The organism is Pandoraea sp. NE5, assembly GCF_024363545.1.
Lineage (GTDB): Bacteria > Pseudomonadota > Gammaproteobacteria > Burkholderiales > Burkholderiaceae > Pandoraea > Pandoraea cepalis.
Map to the genome: position 1 here is coordinate 4,646,388 of NZ_AP025517.1, position 20,179 is coordinate 4,666,566.

General features: G+C 64.4%; 17 protein-coding genes. 7 read left to right on the top strand and 10 right to left on the bottom strand.

Features of this window, described 5'->3' with window-relative positions:
- Window positions 1-139: 139 nt before the first annotated feature.
- From tilS to cysS, 4 genes are all read right to left on the bottom strand, one after another.
- A complete protein-coding gene (gene tilS / locus PanNE5_RS21015) occupies window positions 140-1,654 on the bottom strand; it encodes a tRNA lysidine(34) synthetase TilS (protein WP_261938754.1) in 1,515 nt (504 codons plus the stop codon).
- A 49-nt stretch (window positions 1,655-1,703) separates the two neighbouring features.
- The gene (locus PanNE5_RS21020) at window positions 1,704-2,672 is read right to left on the bottom strand and encodes an acetyl-CoA carboxylase carboxyltransferase subunit alpha (RefSeq protein WP_017234704.1); all 969 of its coding nucleotides are present in this window, start codon (window positions 2,670-2,672) and stop codon (window positions 1,704-1,706) included.
- 155 nt (window positions 2,673-2,827) lie between these two features.
- Window positions 2,828-3,703 (bottom strand): DNA-3-methyladenine glycosylase, encoded by an 876-nt coding sequence (locus PanNE5_RS21025; RefSeq protein WP_315973497.1) that lies wholly within the window; start codon window positions 3,701-3,703, stop codon window positions 2,828-2,830.
- Window positions 3,704-4,057: 354 nt separating this feature from the next.
- Window positions 4,058-5,461, bottom strand: coding sequence for a cysteine--tRNA ligase (cysS, locus tag PanNE5_RS21030; protein WP_017234702.1), 1,404 nt, complete (start codon window positions 5,459-5,461; stop codon window positions 4,058-4,060).
- A gap of 270 nt (window positions 5,462-5,731) precedes the next feature.
- On the opposite strand from cysS, the gene PanNE5_RS21035 reads away from it, so the two are divergent.
- The 4 genes from PanNE5_RS21035 to PanNE5_RS21050 all read left to right on the top strand — a co-directional run bounded on the left by PanNE5_RS21035 (window position 5,732) and on the right by PanNE5_RS21050 (window position 8,508).
- Window positions 5,732-6,436 carry a tetratricopeptide repeat protein gene (locus tag PanNE5_RS21035; protein ID WP_261938756.1) on the top strand — a complete coding sequence of 235 codons (705 nt, stop codon included), beginning with the start codon at window positions 5,732-5,734 and terminating at the stop codon, window positions 6,434-6,436.
- Window positions 6,437-6,507: 71 nt separating this feature from the next.
- Window positions 6,508-7,086: a peptidylprolyl isomerase gene (locus PanNE5_RS21040; RefSeq protein ID WP_026132098.1), complete on the top strand. Its 579-nt coding sequence runs from the start codon at window positions 6,508-6,510 to the stop codon at window positions 7,084-7,086.
- 44 nt (window positions 7,087-7,130) lie between these two features.
- Entirely contained in the window at window positions 7,131-7,625 is a 495-nt protein-coding gene (locus PanNE5_RS21045; protein WP_017234700.1) for a peptidylprolyl isomerase, read from the top strand.
- 64 nt (window positions 7,626-7,689) lie between these two features.
- Complete coding sequence (locus PanNE5_RS21050; RefSeq protein ID WP_017234699.1) at window positions 7,690-8,508, top strand: UDP-2,3-diacylglucosamine diphosphatase; 819 nt, start codon at window positions 7,690-7,692, stop codon at window positions 8,506-8,508.
- Between the two features lie 83 nt (window positions 8,509-8,591).
- Here the strand turns inward: PanNE5_RS21050 and cysE are convergent, their stop codons facing one another.
- Entirely contained in the window at window positions 8,592-9,371 is a 780-nt protein-coding gene (cysE, locus tag PanNE5_RS21055; RefSeq protein WP_017234698.1) for a serine O-acetyltransferase, read from the bottom strand.
- A gap of 147 nt (window positions 9,372-9,518) precedes the next feature.
- Window positions 9,519-10,337, bottom strand: coding sequence for an RNA methyltransferase (locus PanNE5_RS21060; protein WP_051060230.1), 819 nt, complete (start codon window positions 10,335-10,337; stop codon window positions 9,519-9,521).
- Window positions 10,338-10,769: 432 nt separating this feature from the next.
- Between PanNE5_RS21060 and PanNE5_RS21065 the strand changes: the two genes are divergently transcribed.
- The gene (locus PanNE5_RS21065) at window positions 10,770-11,636 is read left to right on the top strand and encodes an inositol monophosphatase family protein (RefSeq protein ID WP_017234696.1); all 867 of its coding nucleotides are present in this window, start codon (window positions 10,770-10,772) and stop codon (window positions 11,634-11,636) included.
- Window positions 11,637-11,767: 131 nt separating this feature from the next.
- On the opposite strand, the gene gltX is transcribed toward PanNE5_RS21065, so the two are convergent.
- The gene (gltX, locus tag PanNE5_RS21070; RefSeq protein WP_150563115.1) at window positions 11,768-13,162 is read right to left on the bottom strand and encodes a glutamate--tRNA ligase; all 1,395 of its coding nucleotides are present in this window, start codon (window positions 13,160-13,162) and stop codon (window positions 11,768-11,770) included.
- Between the two features lie 221 nt (window positions 13,163-13,383).
- Here gltX and PanNE5_RS21075 point away from each other — a divergent pair, with 221 nt between their 5' ends.
- Window positions 13,384-14,160, top strand: coding sequence for an AraC family transcriptional regulator (locus PanNE5_RS21075; RefSeq protein WP_261938757.1), 777 nt, complete (start codon window positions 13,384-13,386; stop codon window positions 14,158-14,160).
- A gap of 228 nt (window positions 14,161-14,388) precedes the next feature.
- Entirely contained in the window at window positions 14,389-16,053 is a 1,665-nt protein-coding gene (locus tag PanNE5_RS21080) for a phosphoethanolamine transferase (protein ID WP_261938758.1), read from the top strand.
- Window positions 16,054-16,119: 66 nt separating this feature from the next.
- Here the strand turns inward: PanNE5_RS21080 and PanNE5_RS21085 are convergent, their stop codons facing one another.
- The 3 genes from PanNE5_RS21085 to PanNE5_RS21095 all read right to left on the bottom strand — a co-directional run bounded on the left by PanNE5_RS21085 (window position 16,120) and on the right by PanNE5_RS21095 (window position 20,062).
- Complete coding sequence (locus PanNE5_RS21085; RefSeq protein ID WP_026132096.1) at window positions 16,120-17,553, bottom strand: NAD-dependent succinate-semialdehyde dehydrogenase; 1,434 nt, start codon at window positions 17,551-17,553, stop codon at window positions 16,120-16,122.
- 236 nt (window positions 17,554-17,789) lie between these two features.
- Window positions 17,790-18,860 (bottom strand): histidinol-phosphate transaminase, encoded by a 1,071-nt coding sequence (hisC, locus tag PanNE5_RS21090; RefSeq protein ID WP_017234691.1) that lies wholly within the window; start codon window positions 18,858-18,860, stop codon window positions 17,790-17,792.
- Between the two features lie 14 nt (window positions 18,861-18,874).
- The gene (locus PanNE5_RS21095; protein ID WP_130025622.1) at window positions 18,875-20,062 is read right to left on the bottom strand and encodes an O-succinylhomoserine sulfhydrylase; all 1,188 of its coding nucleotides are present in this window, start codon (window positions 20,060-20,062) and stop codon (window positions 18,875-18,877) included.
- Window positions 20,063-20,179: the final 117 nt, after the last annotated feature.

Below are 20,179 nucleotides of genomic sequence, written 5' to 3' on the forward strand. Positions count from 1 at the left end.
AGGGTATCGGTAGCGTTTCGATTCGCGGAACTTTTGATTATCGCACGAATGTATCGCGCCTGAGCCAGTCTGGCGCAGATTGCACTGCCCAGGACGCAGCGCGCCGCATTCGACAGCAGATTGTGCTGTTTTCGGTCGCTTACGCTTCGTCGCGCCACATCATCCGCCAGCGCACACCGCGATACTCACCGGTTTGTGCCGCCCCGTCGATCCCCAGGCGCGGCACGAACACGATGTCGCGTCCCTGCCAGACGATCGGCACATGACGCAACCACGCCGCGACGCCGCGGCTTTGATACCAGTGCTTCAGCGAACGCGAATGACCCTGCGCGTGTTCGCGCCATCGCTCCCCACCTGCGCGCGCCCTCGCCACGAGCGGCCGCGCGCGTAGCAAGCGCTCGTCGATGGATGCCTCGCCCCCCTCGTCCGCCTCGCCCTCGGCGACCGGCACGAACACAATGCTTCCCTGCCATTGCGGCAACGACCATTCGCGCTCGCCCGACCATCGCAATACGACATCGGAGGCCCCTTCGTCGTGGTGGGCCACGTCGTACGCCGCGGTCCATTGCAAGGCGTCGCGATACAGACGCAAGACCGCGCCGCCATGCGGCAATTCGAGCGATGCGTCGTCGTGCGCGTCGCGAATCTGTCGCACCCATTCGTCCAGCCGCGCTTCGGGCGGCATCGCCAATCCGCGACGCGCCGCCCAATACCGCAGAAGGTTCGCCAGTCGTGGCGTGTCCAGCGCCTGCAATCGACTGCGCTGCAAACACTCGTCGCCAGACGCCTGGCTCACGCAGGCCATGTCGAAATCCGTCTGCGCGAGCTGATAAAGCAGCGATTGCGCTTGCGCGGCATGACGCGCAAACCGCGCCAATGTTTCCCGATACGCAGGCACGTGGGCCGCGATGGCGGGCATGACATCGTGACGCAGTGCGTTGCGCAAGTAGTGGCGATCGTCGTTCGACGGATCCTCGACCCACGACAGCGAGCGCGCCCTTGCATACGCCAGCAACGTCTCACGCGAGACGTCGAGCAACGGCCGCAGCAGCCGTGCACGACTCGGCTCGCCTGCCGCGACCGGCAACACCCCCTCCACGCCCATTGCCGCCACGCCGGGCAACCCCGCACCGCGCAGCATCTGCAACAGCACGGTCTCGGCCTGATCGTTCGCGTGGTGAGCGCTCAACAGCCAGCCCACACCATGTGCGTCGCAGCACGCCGCCAGCGCTTGATAGCGCGCCGCACGCGCCGCGCCCTCGATGCCCTGCCGGGCGTCGCGCTGCACACTCACCCGTTGCGCCTCGAACCCAAAACCGCGCAGACGCGCCTCGCGCTCGCACGCGGCGAGCCACGCGTCGGCGTGCGTGGACAGTCCGTGATGGATGTGGATGGCCAGCGGTGGTGCGATCGCCTCGCCCGCGTCTCGACGCGCCTGAACCCAATACGCCAGCGCATCGAGCAGCACCATCGAGTCGAGTCCGCCGCTCAGCGCGACGGCCAGAGGCGTGGTGCCGTGGGAGGGAGGGGCTGACGCGAGGTGCGGCGTCGCGTGCGTCGCCAGGGCGAGGCGCAGCGCGACGTCCACATGGACAACTGCCGCGTCGCTTCGGGCAGAAGCGCACGCGGCAGCGGAAGCATCGTGATGAGGCATGGGATCAGGTGTCATCGCCACCACGGGCGACGACGCCGTGGCAGCCGCGTTACTTCGCGACCGCTTCCTTGTACTTGCCATAGCTCATCAGGCGCTCGAAGCGGCGCTCGAGCAGTTCCTTGTGGCTGTTGCCCTGGAACTGGCGCAGCGAATCGGCCAGCGCACGCTTGAGCATGCCGGCCATACCGAGCGGGTCGCGATGCGCGCCGCCCAGCGGTTCGTTGATGATCTTGTCGATCAGGCCCAGCGCCTTGAGGCGGTGCGCCGTCAGACCCAGCGCCTCGGCCGCCTCGGGCGCCTTGGCCGCGCTCTTCCACAGGATCGACGCGCAACCTTCCGGCGAAATCACCGAATACGTCGAGAACTGCAGCATCATGACCGTGTCGGCCACCGCCACGGCGAGTGCGCCGCCCGAGCCGCCCTCACCGATGATCGTGGTGATGATCGGCGTCTTGAGTTCGGCCATGACGAACAGGTTGTGACCGATGGCTTCGGACTGGCCGCGCTCTTCGGCGTCGATGCCCGGGTAGGCGCCCGGCGTGTCGACGAACGTGAAGATCGGCAGACCGAATTTCTCGGCGAGCTTCATCAGGCGCATGGCCTTGCGATAGCCCTCGGGACGCGGCATGCCGAAGTTGCGCAGCGCACGCTCCTTCGTGTCACGCCCCTTCTGATGACCGATCACCATGCAGGCCTGGCCGTTGAAACGCGCCATGCCCCCCACGATGGCCAGATCGTCCGAGAACGAGCGATCGCCATGCAATTCATGGAAATCGGTAAAGATGTCGCGAACGTAGTCGAGCGTGTAGGGCCGCTGCGGATGACGCGAAATTTGCGAAACCTGCCACGGCGACAGGTTCGTATAGATGTCCTTGGTGAGCTGCTGGCTCTTCTTCGAGAGGCGCTCGATCTCTTCGGAAATGTCGACGGCTGAATCGTCTTGCACGAAGCGCAGCTCTTCAATCTTCGCTTCGAGTTCGGCGATGGGCTGTTCAAAATCCAAAAAGGTGTTCTTCATCAGGCTTCCCCCGGAAATGCGGCAGCGTATTGTACCGCCGGCAACGTCTACCCGGTCGAGATAGACAACTTTCATTGCCACTCAATCCATAATAGACGTCAATAATGACTGGATGCGATGGGATGGACGCGGATTATACGTCTTTGACTGAACTTTCAGTATTCGACGGGCACCGGTTCGAGGCTTCTCCACATATACCAGGTGGCGACGGAGCGCCACGGCTCCCAATTGGCGGCCACTTCACGCGCTTCGCTGCGTGTGACGGGCTCCCCGCTGAAATAATTGACGCTGATGGCGTTGATCAGCCCGACATCGTCGAGCGGCAGGACGTCGGGGCGCAACAGGTTGAACATCAGGAACATTTCGGCGGTCCAGCGACCGATGCCGCGAATGCCGGTCAACTCCGCAATGACCGCCTCGTCGTCCATGCTGGCCCAGGCGTCGACGTGTAGCGCGCCGGATTTGAAGTGCGTTGCCAGGTCGAGAATGTACTCGGCCTTGCGGCGCGACAGCCCGCAACCGGCGAGCGCATCGTGCCCTACCTTGATGAACTGCGCTGGCGTGAGCTTCGGACAGGTGGCCTGCACGCGATCCCACACGGCCTGCGCGGCCTTCACCGAAATCTGCTGACCGACGATCGAGCGCGCCAGCGTAACGAACGGCTCGCCGCGCCCGGTCAGATGGGCCGGACCAAATTGAGGGATCAACTTCTTGAGAATACGGTCGCGCTTCATGAGGTCGGCGCAGGCCTGATCCCAGTAGAGCGGGCGCGTCGCCCCCGCCGCGACCGGTAGCGGCACCACGCCTGTCACGACCTGCTCGACGATGTCGTGGTCGATGCGCTCGATCTCGGGCGTCACGATACGCGTCTCGCCATCGCGCTTGGCGATGACCCGGCGCGCGTCGTCGGGCGTCGACGGCGCGGCCTTCACCGGCGCCTTGCGCGCGACCTTCGTTCCAGCCTTCGGTGCGGCCTTTTTTGCGACCTTGTCGGTGACCGGCGTTGCAGACTTTTCCGCGCTTTTTTGCACGCGCTTTTGTACGCGCTTTTCTACGCCCTTCTCTGCGACTTTTCTGGCGACCTTTTGCGCAACCTGCTTTGCGGTTTTTTGCGCCGGCGGCGGCGCGGCCTTGCGGGCGGCGCCGGCCTGCGTTGGCTTCGCCGCCGTGTTCCCCGTCGCGGTCTTGCGACCCGACTTGACGTTCGTCGTCGCGCGCTTGCCGGCCACCTTGGCCGGCGCACGGCGTTCGCCATCGTCGGTCGGCGCGACCGATCTGGTGGCCTTCACGGCCCCCTTCGCGCCCTTCGCTGCGGCAGTTTTGGTCGCCACCTTAGCGGCCACGGAGTTACGAGTCACCATGAAATTTGCCTCGATGCGTCGCGCTCAGGCACGACGCCATTCGGTGGCGCCTCCGGGACGGTCTTCCAGCACGATCCCTTCGGCCAGCAGTTCGGCGCGAATACGATCGGCCTCGGCGAAATTGCGTTCGCGCTTGGCTTGCGCACGGGCTTCGATGCGCGCCTCGACCGACGTGCGCAAGGCGTCGTCGTCGCCGGCCGAGTCGCTCCCCGCCGCCCCTTGCAGGAACGATTGCGGATCGCGGCCAAGCAGGCCAAGCGTAGCGGCGAGCCCCTGCAACTGACGCACGAGCACCGGATCGCGCTGCTTGTTGATTTCTCCAGCGAGATCGAACAGCACGGCGATCGCCACGGCCGTATTGAAGTCGTCGTTCATCGCCGCGGCGAAACGCTGCGCGAACGGCTCGTTCCAGTCGAGTGGCGCGCCGTCGCCCGTCGCATCCTTGAGCGCTGTATACAGTCGCGTCAGACCGCCACGCGCGTCGTCGAGATGCGCATCGCTGTAATTGAGCGGGCTGCGGTATTGCGCGCGCAGAATGAAAAAGCGCACGACTTCCGCGTCGAACTTCGCGAGCACTTCGCGAATCGTGAAGAAGTTGCCAAGCGACTTGGACATCTTCTCGTTGTCCACACGCACGAAACCGTTGTGCATCCAGTAGTTCACGAACGTTTCGCCCGTCGCGCCCTCGCTCTGGGCGATTTCGTTCTCGTGGTGCGGGAACTGCAGATCCGCCCCGCCGCCGTGAAGGTCGAAGTGATTGCCGAGCAACTGGCAGCTCATCGCCGAGCACTCGATGTGCCAGCCCGGACGGCCCGCGCCCCACGGCGAGGCCCACTTCGACTCGTCGGGCTCGGTCTCCTTAGCGCGCTTCCACAGCACGAAATCGAGCGGATCCTGCTTCGCGGCATTGGCGGCAACCCGCTCGCCAGCGCGCAGATCTTCGATGGACTTGCCCGAGAGTTGTCCGTAGCTGGCGAACTTGCGCACGGCATAATTCACGTCGCCGTCGTCGGCCTGATAGGCGTAACCGTTGCGTTGCAGCGTGCCGATCATGTCGACCATCTGTGGAATGAAGTCGGTGGCACGCGGCTCGTGATCGGGACGCTGCACACCAAGCGCATCGGCATCTTCGTGCATGGCGGCAATGAAGCGCGTCGTCAATTCGCGCATCGTTTCACCGTTCTCGACAGCACGCTTGATGATCTTGTCGTCGATATCGGTAATGTTGCGCACGTAGGTCACGCGGTAGCCGAGCGTTCGCAGCCAACGTTGCACCATATCGAACACCACCATGACGCGCGCATGGCCGATGTGACAGTAGTCGTACACCGTCATCCCGCAAACATACATGCGGACTTCGCCGGGAACGAGAGATACGAACGGCTGTTTGTCTCGCGCGAGCGAGTTGTAGACACGCAGTGAATCCATAGATAAGCGCTTGACCGGGCGGCACCAGCGCCGGGCGCTGCGACGATGTCTCCGGCGCCATCACACACGACGTGACGGGGGCGACATCGCGAGGCGGGCTGCGCGCCGTGCGGTAGAAAAAACGAACCTGCGAACCGTATCCACCGCCATAACAATAAATGGCGCGGGCCGGGCGCAGGTGTTTTGTTAGAATGCGGCCGAGTATAGCATCTCTTGCGCACCTCTCAGGTATCCCAAGCACCCACTATGACGCAACGAAGCCGGTCACTTTTGTCTCCCGCAACGCGCCTGCTCCGCGCACACCGCCCGGTCGCCGCTGCCGCTCGCAGCGCCCGCGCGCTGGCGCTTGCCGGCGTTACCCTCGGCCTCGCGGGCACGTTGTTCTCGCTCCCCGCCGGGGCACAGGCCATCATCGATCCGCCGCCGCCCGCACCGCTGCAAACACCGCAGCAGGCCAGCGAGTCGGCCATCGACAAACTGGTCGCCGCAGGCAAGTTCAACGACGCGCTCGCGAAAGCCGACGAACACCTCAAGCAATATCCGCGCGACGCGCAGGTGCGCTTCACACGCGGGCGCGTGCTCATGGAAATGGGCCGCAACGCCGAAGCCATCGACGCCTTCACCGCGCTCACGCAAGACTTCCCGGAACTGCCCGAGCCGTTCAACAACCTCGCGGCGCTCTACGCGCAGGTCGGTGAGTACGACAAGGCACGCGCGGCCCTCGAGAGCGCGATTCGCAACAACCCGAGTTTCGCCGTGGCGTATGCGAATCTCGGCGACATCTACGCCAAGCTCGCGCAGCAGGCGTATCAGAAATCGCTCAAGCTCGCACCGACCGCGCGCGTGTCGAACCGCGAAAAAATCCTGTCCAACATGCTCGCCCCGCAGCGCGCCGCGCCCGTGAGCCAGACCCCGTCAGCGCCCAAGTCTGGCGACGACGCCGCGCTCAAGAGCGTCGGCAAGTCGGGCAACTAAACCCCGCCCCCGTCGTCCCAAGAATCGATCCCTCATTGCCTACGGAGACATGCATGAATTTTCCGAATCGCCTGCGTCGCGCGCTGCTCGGCGGCGCACTCGCTGCGGCCGCCCTGTCGGGGACGAGCCTGAGTGCGTTCGCGCAGGACGTCCAGCCGCAAGTGTTGTTCAAAACGTCGGCCGGCAACTTCGTCGTCGAACTCAACCCGAAGGCCGCGCCGAAAACGGTCGAGAACTTCCTTCAGTACGTCAACAGCGGTTTCTATAACGGCACGATCTTCCATCGCGTGATTGGCAACTTCATGATCCAGGGCGGCGGTTTCACGCCGGAGATGAATGAAAAGCCCACTCGCGCGCCGATCCCCATCGAATCGCAGAACGGCCTGAAGAACGTGACCGGCGCCATCGCGATGGCCCGGACGTCGAACCCGAACTCCGCGACCGCGCAATTCTTCATCAATGTGAAGGATAATGCGTCACTGGACTACCCCAACCCGGACGGCTACGGCTACGCGGTCTTCGGCAAGGTGGTATCCGGCATGGATACCGTCGAGAAAATCAAGGGCGTTGCCACGACCCGCAAGGGCATGTACCAAGACGTGCCGGCCACGCCCGTCGTGATCGAATCGGCCAGCGTCGTCAAGCGCTGACATTCTCCGGCCCAACGGGACCATTTCATCTGAAGGAAAGCATCATGGTTGAACTGCACACGAATCACGGCGTCATTCGCATCGAACTCGACGCCGACAAGGCGCCGAAGTCGGTCGAGAACTTCCTGAACTACGTCAAGAACGGCTTCTATGACAACACGGTGTTCCACCGCGTGATCAATGGCTTCATGATCCAGGGCGGCGGCTTCGAGCCGGGCATGAAGCAAAAGCCCACCGAGGCGCCGATCGAGAACGAAGCCAACAACGGCCTGAAGAATGTCAAGTACACGCTGGCCATGGCCCGCACGAACGATCCGCATTCGGCCACGGCGCAGTTCTTCATCAACGTCAGCGATAACGACTTTCTGAACCACAGCGCACCGACGCCGCAAGGCTGGGGCTACGCCGTGTTCGGCAAGGTCGTCGAAGGCCAGGACATCGTCGATCAGATCAAGGGCGTGAAAACCGGCTCGAAGGGCTTCCACCAGGACGTGCCGGTGGACGACGTCGTCATCGAGAAGGCCGTGATCGTCGCGTAAGCGCGTCCACCGCCAACGCAGCCTCTCGATGCCAGCATCGACTGCGCGGTGCTCGCCATGCCCTGTGACACCACGGGGCGACGGGCCCGCGCTTTTCATTTCCGATCTTCACCTCTCGCCGGCGCTGCCGCGCACGGTGCAAGTCTTCGAGGACTTCCTGCGCGGCCCCGCGCGTGAAGCGTCCGTCCTGTTCATTCTCGGCGACCTGTTCGAATACTGGATCGGCGACGACATGCTCGACGTCGCCACGCTGACCGACACCCGCACCGAAGCCTCCACGCGCCCCCCCGAACCCCTCGGCGCGTTCGCACGTCGCATGACGGCCGCCATGGCGGAACTGTCCGCGAGCGGCGTGCCGATTGCCGTGATGCGCGGCAATCGGGACTTCCTCCTCGGCAAGCGCTTCGCACGCGCGGCCGGTGCGATCCTGCTCGACGATCCGTGCGTGTTCTCGTTTCTCGGGCAGGCGCTGGTACTCAGTCACGGCGATCAGTTGTGCACCGACGACGTGGGCTATCAGCGCTTTCGACGCGTCGCCCATTCGCCGCTCGGCAAGGCGCTCTTCCTGACGCTGCCGCTGCGCTTGCGCATGGCCATCGCGAATCGCATCCGGCGGCGCAGTGCCGCCAAGGGTGCGCATCGCATGGCCTACGCCGATGCCAACGCGCAAGCCATCGCCGCCCTGCTCGACGCCGCCGGTGAGCGCACGCTTGTGCATGGGCATACGCATCGTCCGGCACGCCATGCCGACGGCCGCCGCGTGCGCTGGGTGTTGCCCGACTGGGAGTTCGATGTGGCGACGCCGCGTGGCGGCTATCTGCAATGGGACAGCCACGGCTTACGGGCGATCGATCTTGCGGACTCCGCCCCCGGCAACCGCTAAGGCGTTGCCCCCCAAAGCAAGGCGGCCCGTGCGGATGACGGGCCGTTTTCGCAAGCACAAGCGCGACCTCGCGCCATGGCGCGTTACATGTCCTGGATTTCCTTGCCCAGCTTGCGCAGCTCCGCGGTATCGATCTTGCTCGCGCCCAACGCTTCGAGATGCGCGCCAAGCTGGTTGAGCGCCGCCACCATCACATCGATCTTGTGCGCCTGATCGGTCGCGTTCTCGATCAGTCCGTGAATGGCAAGCGAGACGGGATCGTCGGCGTTCGGCGTAATGCCATAAGCGGAGAATTCCGGCTTGCGCTCGTGGTCGTTCGGCTTGGCTTGCGTGTCCTCGCGAGGCGCGTCGGGGCGAATGATGCGCGCGGGATTGCCCACCGCCGTGCCGCCGGCGGGCACCGCCTTCACCACCACCGCGTTCGAGCCGATCTTCGCGCCCTCGCCCACGGTGAAACCGCCGAGCACTTTGGCGCCCGCGCCCACGATCACGCCGGGTGCCAGCGTCGGGTGGCGCTTCGCGCCGCGCGCAAGCGACGTGCCGCCGAGAGTGACGCCCTGGTAAATCGTGCAGTCATCGCCAATGACGGCCGTCTCGCCGATCACCACACCCATGCCGTGATCGATGAAGACGCGGCGGCCAAGCGTCGCCCCCGGGTGGATTTCGATGCCGGTGAGGAAGCGCGCATATTGCGACACGTAGCGGCCAAGCCATTTGAAGCCGGAGGTCCAGCATCCGTGGGCAACGCGATGCAGCATCACGGCATGCAGGCCCGGGTAGCACGTGAAAACTTCCCAGTTGCTGCGGGCAGCCGGGTCTTTCTGTCGAATGGCGGCGATATCTTCGCGAAGACGGGTGAACATGAGTCTGAATTCGATCCTGTGGTGGGTGTCCGGCCGTTCTGGCGCGGATCATCGCGGCGTTACCGGGGCCCGCGCCCTTCGTGAAGGTCGCGCATGGCGGGCACACTGGGTACGGTGGGTGCAAAAAGCGCGGCGAGCGGTGACCGGTCACCGCCGGTGCTTGCGCTCCAGAATGTGCTTCGCGATGCCGCGCAGGATGTTGACCTCCTCACGCTCCAGATGGCTCTTTGCGAAAAGTCTGCGCAGGCGCGTCATGAGCTTCTTCGGATTCTCGGGGTCGAGAAAATCGAGTTCGACGAGCGCACGCTCCAGATGCACGAGCATGCCTTCGACGTCATCGCGTGTCGCCAGCGACGCATGCGCGGTGGCATCGAGTTCCGAGGGCAACACGGCCACCGTCGCGGCATGCGGTCCTTCGCCGCGCTCGCGCGCCAGACAGCCCATGCGCACTTCGTAAGCGATGAGTTGCACCGCCTGCGAGAGATTGAGCGAGCTGTACACCGGGTTGGCGGGGATATGGACAAGCGCATTGCAGCGCTCGACATCGTCATTGGACAAACCCGTGCGCTCGCTACCGAACACGAACGCCACCGCCTCGCCCTGCCCCGCGTGCTGCACTGCGATTGCGGCGCTCTCGCGCGGCTCGGCATTGGGCGGCCCGTATTCACGCGAACGCGCCGACAAGGCGACGGCCCAGCTCACGCCCTGCAAGGCCGAATCGAGATCGGGCACGACCCACGCATTCGCCAGCACGTCGTCGGCGCCGCTCGCGAGCGCCACGGCTTCCGGATCGCGCAGCACGTCGGCCCCCGCGCGCGGTGCGGCCAGGACCAGCCGGCCAAACCCCATCGTCTTGATTGCACGGGCGGCCGACCCGACGTTGCCGGGATGGCTCGTCTCGTTGAGCACGAAACGCACTTGATCGAACAACGACGACGCGGGATGGGCAACAGCAGACTGTGACATGAGGCAGTGATGAGGAGTGGAAACAGAGGCATGCGAAAACACGACGCGCCGTCACCGGGATCGGAACCGGTCCCTGCTTGTCATTCGGCTCGGCCGGCCGTTCAACGGCAAACGTTGCTATTTTGCCCTGAATCGCGAACGCTGCGGGCGGTCATGGTGGCCCCGATCGCCGGACCTCGCCGGTACTGCCATGAAACCGCCGAACCCCGAAAAAGGGTCAGAAGCAGGCGCGAAACCCGAAGACGTCTCAGCGCAGGCGCCGCGTTTTTGCTAAAATGCGCGTTTTCGTCCTTGCAAACGAGCCGCCACCCGGTGCGCGGCGCTTGCGGGGCATCGCTCTTGCTCAATTTGTTCGCTTTGTCTGCCATGCCTGACGGCCGGCCCAGAGGGGGTCGCGCGTACCGACGGCAATGGCCTTAACAGGAATCTGTCATGCAGCATCCCATGCTCAATATCGCGGTGAAGGCCGCGCGCCGCGCCGGCAACATCATCAGCCGCGCCTCTCTCGACATCGACACTGTCAAGGTCACCAAAAAGCAGCACAACGACTTCGTGACGGAAGTGGACAAAGCGGCTGAGCAAGCGATCATCGAAACCCTTCTGCAAGCCTATCCGGACCACGCCATCCTCGCCGAAGAATCGGGTGAGGAACATGGCAAGTCGGGTTCCGAATACCAGTGGATCATCGATCCGCTCGACGGCACCACCAACTTCATTCACGGCCTGCAATACTACTGCACGTCGGTCGCGCTCGCCCACAAGGGTATCGTCTCGCAAGCCGTGATCTACGATCCGACCCGCAACGAACTGTTTACCGCATCGCGTGGCCGTGGCGCCTTTCTCGACGGCAAGCGCATTCGCGTGTCGCGCCGCGATCGTCTGGCCGATGGCCTGATCGGCACCGGCTTCCCGTTCCGCGACCTGCAAGGCGTTGAGAACTATCTGAAGATGTTCGGCACGATGACCGAGCATTGCGCGGGCATCCGCCGTCCGGGCGCGGCGGCACTCGATCTGGCCAACGTCGCGGCCGGCCGCATGGACGGCTTCTTCGAGCAGGGACTGAACGCGTGGGACATGGCGGCCGGCAGCCTGCTGATTACCGAAGCCGGCGGTCTGGTCGGCAACTACACCGGCGAATCGGACTTCCTGTTCGAAGGCGAAGTCCTCGCGGGCAACCCGAAGATCTACGCGCAGATGGTCAAGCTGCTCGAAGGCTATTCGCGCGCCAAGCGTCCGGTGTCGCCGGCCAGGGCCAGCGCCGCCAGCGCGGTTGCCTCGGAAGGCAACCTGCCGTCGTAAGGCGTGCGCAGGGGCGCTGGATGTGATGGCGCCCCCCTCGCAAAAAACCCCGGCGATGCTCGCGCATCCCGGGGTTTTGTGTTTCCGGCGCCGCCGCTGGCGGCCCGGAAAGCGCTCGCACGCTGTGCTCCTCAGGCGCCCAGACGCGCCAGCACCGTATCGCGGCCAAGCAGTTCGAGCACGGCGTCGATGGCCGGCGTGTGCGTCGTGCCAACCACGAGCAGACGCACCGGCATCGCGAGCTGCGGCATCTTCATGCCATGCTGGGCGAGCGTGGCCTTGAATGCCGGCGAGATGGCCGCCTTCGTCCACTCGGGCAACGCCGCCAGCGCCACGCCAAGATCCTTCACGGCCGCGCGCGCGGTATCCGTCATGTGCTGGGCCAGATCGTCGTTCGACGGTGCCGGCTTGCGATAGAACATTTCGGCGCTCGCCGCGATGTCCTTGATCGTGTTCGCCCGGTCCTTGAACAGCCCGACCACACCTGCGAGCGACGGACCGCCTTCGATCGACACGCCCGCCTTCTGCAGGAACGGCTCGGTCAGCCCGGCCAGGCGCTCGTTATCCGCCTGCTTGAGGTACTGGTTGTTCATCCACAGCAGCTTTTCGGGATTGTGCTGTGCGGGCGACTTGCCCAGATGATCGAGGTCGAACCACGTCACGAACTGCTCGCGCGAGAACACTTCGGCATCGCCGTGCGCCCAGCCCAGCCGTGCCAGATAGTTCACCACCGCCTCGGGCAGGAACCCTTCCTCGCGATACTGGACCACGCTCATGGCGCCGTTGCGCTTGGACATCTTTTCGCCCTGGTCGTTAAGCACCGTGGGCAGATGGGCGTAGATCGGCGGCTGCTTGCCGAGTGCTTCGAAGATGTTGATCTGACGCGGCGTGTTGTTCACATGGTCGTCGCCACGAATCACGTGCGTAATGTCCATGTCGATGTCATCGACAACCACACAGAAGTTGTAGGTCGGCGTGCCGTCCGGACGCGCGATCACAAGGTCGTCGAGCTCGTCGTTCGAGATTTCGATGCGGCCCTTGACGGCGTCTTCCCACACCACGCTGCCGGCGAGCGGGTTCTTGAAGCGCAACACCGGCTGCACACCGGCCGGCGGCTCGGGCAGCACCTTGCCCGGCTCCGGACGCCAGCGACCGTCGTAACGTGGCTTCTCACCGCGCTCGCGCTGCTGCTCGCGCAGCTCGTCGAGGGCTTCCATGCTCATGTAGCACGGATAGACGTGACCGGCGGCCTTCAGTTGCTCGAGCACTTCGCGATAGCGGTCCATGCGCTGCATCTGGTAGAACGGACCTTCGTCGTAATCGAGGCCGAGCCATTCCATGCCTTCGAGAATGACCTGCACGGCTTCCGGGGTCGAACGCTCGAGATCGGTGTCTTCAATGCGCAACACGAACGCGCCGTGATTGTGACGCGCGAAGGCCCACGGATAAAGAGCGGAACGGATGTTGCCCAGATGGATGAAACCGGTCGGGCTAGGCGCAAAGCGGGTGCGGACAGTGGTCATGATTTGGCGTGGGTGCATCGCGTCGGCGACAAACAAAAACGCCCGCGGCGGAGGGTCTCGCGCAGGCGGGTCGCCAACATTCGGAAGCTGGCATTATATCAGCCACGTGCGCGCACTCACCGAGAACGTGAGGTCGCCCCCCCCTTGTGCGCCTTACTTCGTCGATCGGTGATAACGTCGGATACTTCGCCATTCGATCACGGTCGTATTCTTCTTCTCCTGCCATGTCCATCCCGATCCTCGCGCTCCGCGAATACTGCCCGACCGATCGCACCGACACGCATGACTTTCATCAGGTCGTGATCGGACTGTCCGGGCGCATGTCGATGTCGCTGGACGGCAATGCAACGCAATACGGGCGTGTGGGCACGCGCAACGGCGTGGTGATTCCAGCCGGCGTGCGGCATGAGTACCGGGGCGACGGCCCCAACCGACAAGTCGTGCTGGATGTGCCGTCGCGTCTGGCGACGGCGACAGGCTCGCAGCGCGCGTTTGCGCACGAGGCTTTTTTCACGCTCGACGCGAACCTGCTGGCAATGGCCCGGCGCGTGAGCGCGCGCATGGACGGCGAGTGTCCCCTGAGCGCGAACGACCCTGTCGTGCGTGCTTGGCTGGGCGCCCTCACGGCGCGGCTGGCGTCGTCCCGCCCCGCACAGCGCCCCGTTCGGCTGGACCTGGCGTGCATCGACGCCCGACTGCGCACTGCGCTGGCAACGCCACCAGGTACGGGAACGCTGGCACGGGAAGCCGGCATGAGCGTGCGTCATTTTCACGATGCCTTTGTCGCGATCACCGGCGAGACGCCTCACCAGCATCTGATGCGCCTGCGGCTCGCACGTGCGGCCACATTGCTGAGCACTGGCGACGCAACGCTCGCCGACATCGCCCTGGAGGTCGGCTTCAACGACCAAAGCGCCTTGTCCCACGCGTTTCGCCAGCACTACGGCCAGCCCCCCGCCGCGTGGCGGCGCCAGCGCCTCGCCCGCGGCCCTTCAGGCTAAGTCGATTGGTCGGATACAGGCATATTGGTCGGAATACGCCGAATAACGAATAGAATTCGCCTAAAAATATTCGCATTCACGACACCAATCTCCCAATTTCTGGTCGAATTGCGGCGCTGACCGGTGCCAGGCGCCACGCCGCATGCCAACCGGAACTGGCCCGGCGCCGGACAAGCGGCCATCGACAGGCACGCAACGACGTGCGCGACGCATTGGGAGACACGCACCTTGAAACCACTTCTCTACCGCCTGCTCATCGGACTGGGCGGCCTGGCCCTGTTCTGGGCGTTCGGCATGCTCAGCGCCAAAGAGTACGGCAAGAGCGCGGCGCTCATGGCAACCGCCCTACCCGGGCTTACGGGCTTGTGCCTGATGCTGCGCACGCGCCCGGCATGGCTGAGCGCGACAACGCTGGGCATCGTTGCCGTCTTCTTTCTCGACGCAGCCACCAAAGGGTTTCTGCGCGACTACTTCGGTCTGCGCCCGAACCATCTGCTGGTCCTGCAAGCGGTGTTCAACACGAACCCTTCGGAAGCCAGCGAGTTCTTCCGCCACCACTGGCGCGACCTCGCCGAGGCAAGCGGGGTCTTCGCCGTGCTGATGTCGGCGGTCGTCGTGCTCGAGCGCCGCCTGTCGCGGGCGGAGGCCGCGAACGCTCTACCGCCAATGCGGCGCCGCAGCCAAATCGCCGTGACCAGCCTGCTCCTGGGCTTTTTCGCGCTGCATCTGAATCCGACGATGGCCAAGGAAAACCCGCTGCTCTACTGGCCGATCCGCTATCTCGACTACCAGCGACAACTCGCGCATGCCGACACGCTTCAACGCGAACTCGACCGCAACATGGCCCAGCGCAACGACTGGCGCGTGCAGTATCGGGGGCCCGCGCGCAAGACCGTTGTGTGGGTGATCGGCGAGAGCCTGAACCGCAACAACATGTCGCTCTACGGCTATGCGCGCAACACCACGCCGATGCTCGACGCATTGCGGCGCGAACTCACCGTCTTCCGTGACGTGGTGTCGTCCGAGCCCGCGACCATGGCCTCCCTCATCAAGATGCTCACTCCCGCAAGCCTCGCCGATCCCGACGCCTGGACGCATCAGCCCGATCTCGTCATGCTCGCCAAGGAAGCGGGATATCGCACCTACTGGATCTCGAATCAGGCGCCCAACGACGGCTGGCTGGGACTCGTCGCCAATCGCGCCGACGAGCGGGTCTTCATCAACAAGGGCTTGGGGCGCGGCGAGAACAATTACGACGGCAACCTGTTGCCGGAGGTCGAAGCCGCACTCGCGAGCGACGCCCCCCGCAAGCTTATCGTCGTGCATCTGCTCGGCGCGCATCCGACCTACGATATGCGTTACCCGGAGGCCTTTGCACGCTTCGACAACACGGACGATGCCGTCGTGCGCCAACTCGCGACGCAAGGTCGGTCGCTCTGGGTGCGTCGCTTGCGCAACGAATATGACAACGCCATCGCCTACAACGATTACGTGGTCGCCAGTCTGATCCGCAAGACTATGGCGGCCACGGCGACGTCCGACGCCAGCCTGCTGTTCAGCTCAGACCACGCCCAGGAGGTTGGTCACACCCGCAATCACACCGGACAGTCTGTCGCCGATGCCTCCGGCTACGAGATCCCGATGCTCGTCTGGACGCGAGGCAGGATCGATGCGAAGCGGCGCGCAACGCTGGAATCCCGGCCCTATCAAACCGATCAGCTCGACCACACCATGCTCGGCCTGCTCGACATCGACACGACTTACTACAATGCGTCGCACGACGTGATGAGCGACGCGTTTGCCCCGGCAGCGCGCAGCATCAACGCACGCCCGTATCGAGCATCCATGGATATGGCGTCGGCCGACGGGGCAACAAAAAAGCCGATGCGATAGCTCGCATCGGCTTGCGACCCGACCGTTATCTGCCGACTTGTCGCAGATAACCCGGGCCAGCCCGCGTCAGGCCTCCAGCCGCGACACGAACTTCGGCTGCAGGTACGCTTCGAGCGCTTCCGGGCCGCCTTCCGAACCGTAGCCGCTGTCCTTCACACCGCCGAACGGCACTTCCGGCAGGGCCAGCCCCGAATGGTTGATCGTCAGCATACCGGTCTCGACGCGCGCCGACAGGCGATGCGCCGTGCCCTGCGACGTCGTGTACGCATATGCTGCCAGGCCGTACGGCAGACGGTTCGCCTCGGCAATGGCTTCCTCTTCCGTATCGAACGGATTGACGATCGCGACGGGGCCGAACGGCTCTTCGTGCATGATCTTCGCGCTCAACGGCACGTTGCACAGCACCGTCGGCGCGTAGAAGTGACCGCCTTCAGCCGCACGCTTACCGCCGGTTTTGAGCTGAGCGCCTTGGGCCACCGCATCGTCGACGATCGCGCTGATCGCCTCGAAACGCTTGCCATTGACCAGCGGCCCCATCGTCGTTTCCGGATCCAGCCCGTTACCCACGCGCACCGCTTCGGCGGCCTTCACGAAGGCGTCGACGAACTGATCGTACACGCCGCGCTGCACGAGGAAACGAGTCGGTGCGATACACACCTGACCGGCGTTGCGGAACTTGCCGGCAGCAAGATTGCGCACGGCGGCAGCGATATCGGCATCGTTGAAAATCAGCACCGGCGCATGCCCGCCGAGTTCCATCGTCACACGCTTCATGTGCAGACCGGCCATCGCCGCCAGTTGCTTGCCCACCGGCGTGGAACCCGTGAACGACACTTTGCGGATCGTCGGATGCGGGATCAAATACGACGAAATTTCGGCAGGCACCCCATACACCAGGTTCAGAACACCGTCGGGCAGTCCGGCGTCGGCGAAGGCGCGAATCAGCCCGGCCGGCGAGGCGGGCGTTTCTTCCGGTGCCTTGACGATCACCGAGCAACCGGCGGCCAGCGCAGCCGAGACCTTGCGCACCACCTGATTGACCGGGAAGTTCCACGGCGTGAATGCCGCCACCGGACCGACCGGCGTCGGGATCACCATCTGGTAGACATTCGGCACACGGGCCGGCACCAGACGGCCGTAGGCGCGCTTGCCCTCTTCCGCGAAGAATTCGATGATGTCGGCCGCCGAGAGCAGTTCGCCCTTGGCTTCGCCGATCGGCTTGCCCTGCTCCATCGTCATCTGACGTGCGATGTCGCCGACGCGCTCGCGCAGCAGACCGGCGGCCTTGCGCATGAGCTTGGCGCGCTCGAACGGTGCGATTTCGCGCCACTTGGCAAAGCCCGCTTCCGCCGCCGCGAGGGCGGCGTCGAGATCCGGCTGGGTCGCTCGCGCGACAGTTCCGATGGTTTCGCCAGTGGCCGGGTTTTCGATCGGCAGCGTGAGACCTTCCGCGCCTCCCTTCCACTGCCCGTTAATGAAAAGCTCTACGTTGTGCGACATGCTGAAGTCTCCGGTTGGCAACACGCCCAACAGCATAACGCAGGCGGCGGATTCCTGTTGCCCTGCCAGCGCGCTCAGGCCGGTGCGTTTCCCGGCGCCCCCGGAGACATCTCATCACATGAAACAAAAGGGCCGACAGTGCTGGCAACGTTCCACGTTGCCGCACTGCCGGCCCTCAGGGGGAATGATCGTCCCCCCGCGTCGTCTTGCGCGACGTCGAGACGTCCCAAGCCTCGTCAGCCCGCCAGAATTTCCTTCAACGCGTCCGTGAACGCAACGCACTCCGCTTCCGTGCCGACCGTGATGCGAAGGAACTGCGCCACGCGCGCCTGCTTGAAGTGGCGCACGATGATCGAGCGCTCCCGCAGCGCCGACGCCAGTTGGGCTGCGTCGTGCAACGGGTGACGCGCGAACACGAAGTTCGCCGTCGACGGCAGCACCTCGAAACCCAGCGCCGACAAGCGCGTCACGAGGGCCTCACGGCTTGCGATTACCGCCCGACGCGTTGCGTCGAAATATGCCTCGTCTTCAAGGGCGGCCACGCCGGCTGCCTGCGCGAGACGGTCGAGCGGGTACGAGTTGAAGCTGTTCTTGACGCGCTCGAGCGCTTCGATCAGATCCGGATGCCCGATGGCGAAGCCCAGACGCAGCCCCGCCAGCGAGCGCGACTTCGAGAGGGTCTGAACCACGAGCAGGTTCGGATACTTCGCGATCAATTTCGCTGCGCTCTCGCCGCCGAAGTCAATGTAGGCCTCGTCGATGATGACCACCGAATCCGGATTTCCCGCCAGCAAACGCTCGATCTCGCCACCGGCCAGCAGGCGACCTGTCGGCGCGTTCGGATTCGGGAAGATGATGCCGCCGTTGGGCTTGAGGTAGTCGTCGACGCGAATCTCGAACGTGTCCGTCAGCGGCACGTTCTCGAACGCCACGCCGTACAGCCCGCAGTACACCGGGTAGAAGCTGTAGGTGATGTCCGGAAACAGAATCGGCTTGTCGTGCTTCAACAATCCCTGAAACACGTTCGCCAGCACTTCGTCGGACCCATTGCCCACATGCACGTTGGCCACTTCCAGGCCGAACCGTGTGGCGATGGCCTGCTTGAAGCGGCGGGCGTCGGGGTCCGGGTACCGCTTGAGCGCGTCCGCATCGCCGCCGAGCGCCTCGCGAATCGCGGCGAGCACGCGCGGCGACGGACCGTACGGGTTCTCATTGGTATTGAGTTTGATGAGACGCTGCATCTGCGGCTGCTCACCGGGCACATAGGGCGTCAGATCGGCAACGCCCGCGCTCCAGAATCGACTCATGACGGCCACTCCGCTCAGCTCACGAAACCGCGAGCCAAATCGGCCCGAATGTCGGCCGGCGACTCCAGACCGACCGCCAGGCGGATCAGGCCTTCGGTGATGCCCGCCGCGGCGCGCGCTTGCGGCGTGATGCGACCGTGCGTCGTGCTCGCGGGATGCGTAATCGTCGTTCGCGTATCGCCGAGGTTGCCGGTGATCGAGCACACCCGCGTGTTGTCGATCACGCGCCAAGCGTTCTCACGCTGCTCGGCCGGGGTTGCCCCCTTGAGTTCGAACGCGACGATCGCGCCGCCTGCCTTCTGCTGGCGCTGCGCGAGTTCGTATTGCGGGTGTGACGGCAGTCCCGGGTAATACACACGGGCGACCTGCGGCTGCTGCTCCAGCCACTGCGCGATCGCCAGCGCGTTCTCCGATTGCTTCTCGACACGCAGCGACAGCGTCTCCAAGCCCTTGAGCAACACCCAGGCGTTGAACGCGGACAGCGTCGGACCGGCGCTGCGCACGTACGTAAACACCTTGCCCATGATGAATTCCTTCGTGCCGACAATCGCCCCGCCCAGCACGCGGCCCTGACCGTCGAGGAACTTTGTCGCGGAATGCACGACGACGTCTGCGCCGTACTCGATGGGCCGTTGCAACGCCGGCGTACAGAAGCAATTGTCGACGACGAACAAGGCACCCGCTTCCTTCGCAATCTGGCCGATGGCGGTAATGTCGGCAATATCGGTGAGCGGGTTGGACGGCGTCTCGAGGAAGAACATCTTCGTGTTCGGACGGATCGCGGCACGCCAGGCGTCGAGATCGGTCGGGTCGACGAACGTCGTCTCGACACCGAAGCGATTGAAGATCGTGGAGAAGACGTTGAGCGTGGAGCCGAAAATGCTTTGCGAACTGACGAGGTGGTCGCCGCCCGAGAGCGCCGACATCACGACCGAGACGATGGCACTCATGCCCGACGCGGTCGCCATGCACGCCTCACCGCCTTCGAGCGCGGCCAGACGGTCCTGAAACATCGACACGGTCGGATTGGTAAAGCGCGAGTAGGTGAAGCCCTCCTCCGAATGCGCGAAGCGTTCGGCGGCCTCGGCCGCGCTCTTGAATACAAAGCTCGAGGTCAGGTAAAGCGCCTCGGAATGCTCACCAAATTCGGAGCGCTGCGTGCCAGCGCGCACCGCCAGGGTATCGAAGTCGAAGGAGTCCATCGTGTGTCTCGTCATTAGGTTGGCCCGCCCGCCGGCCGAAAAAAGAAAAGCCCGTTTCGCTGTTCAGCAAAACGGGCTCGAAATCCATCTGTCTAGGCCTCGCTTTAGCTGTTTCGG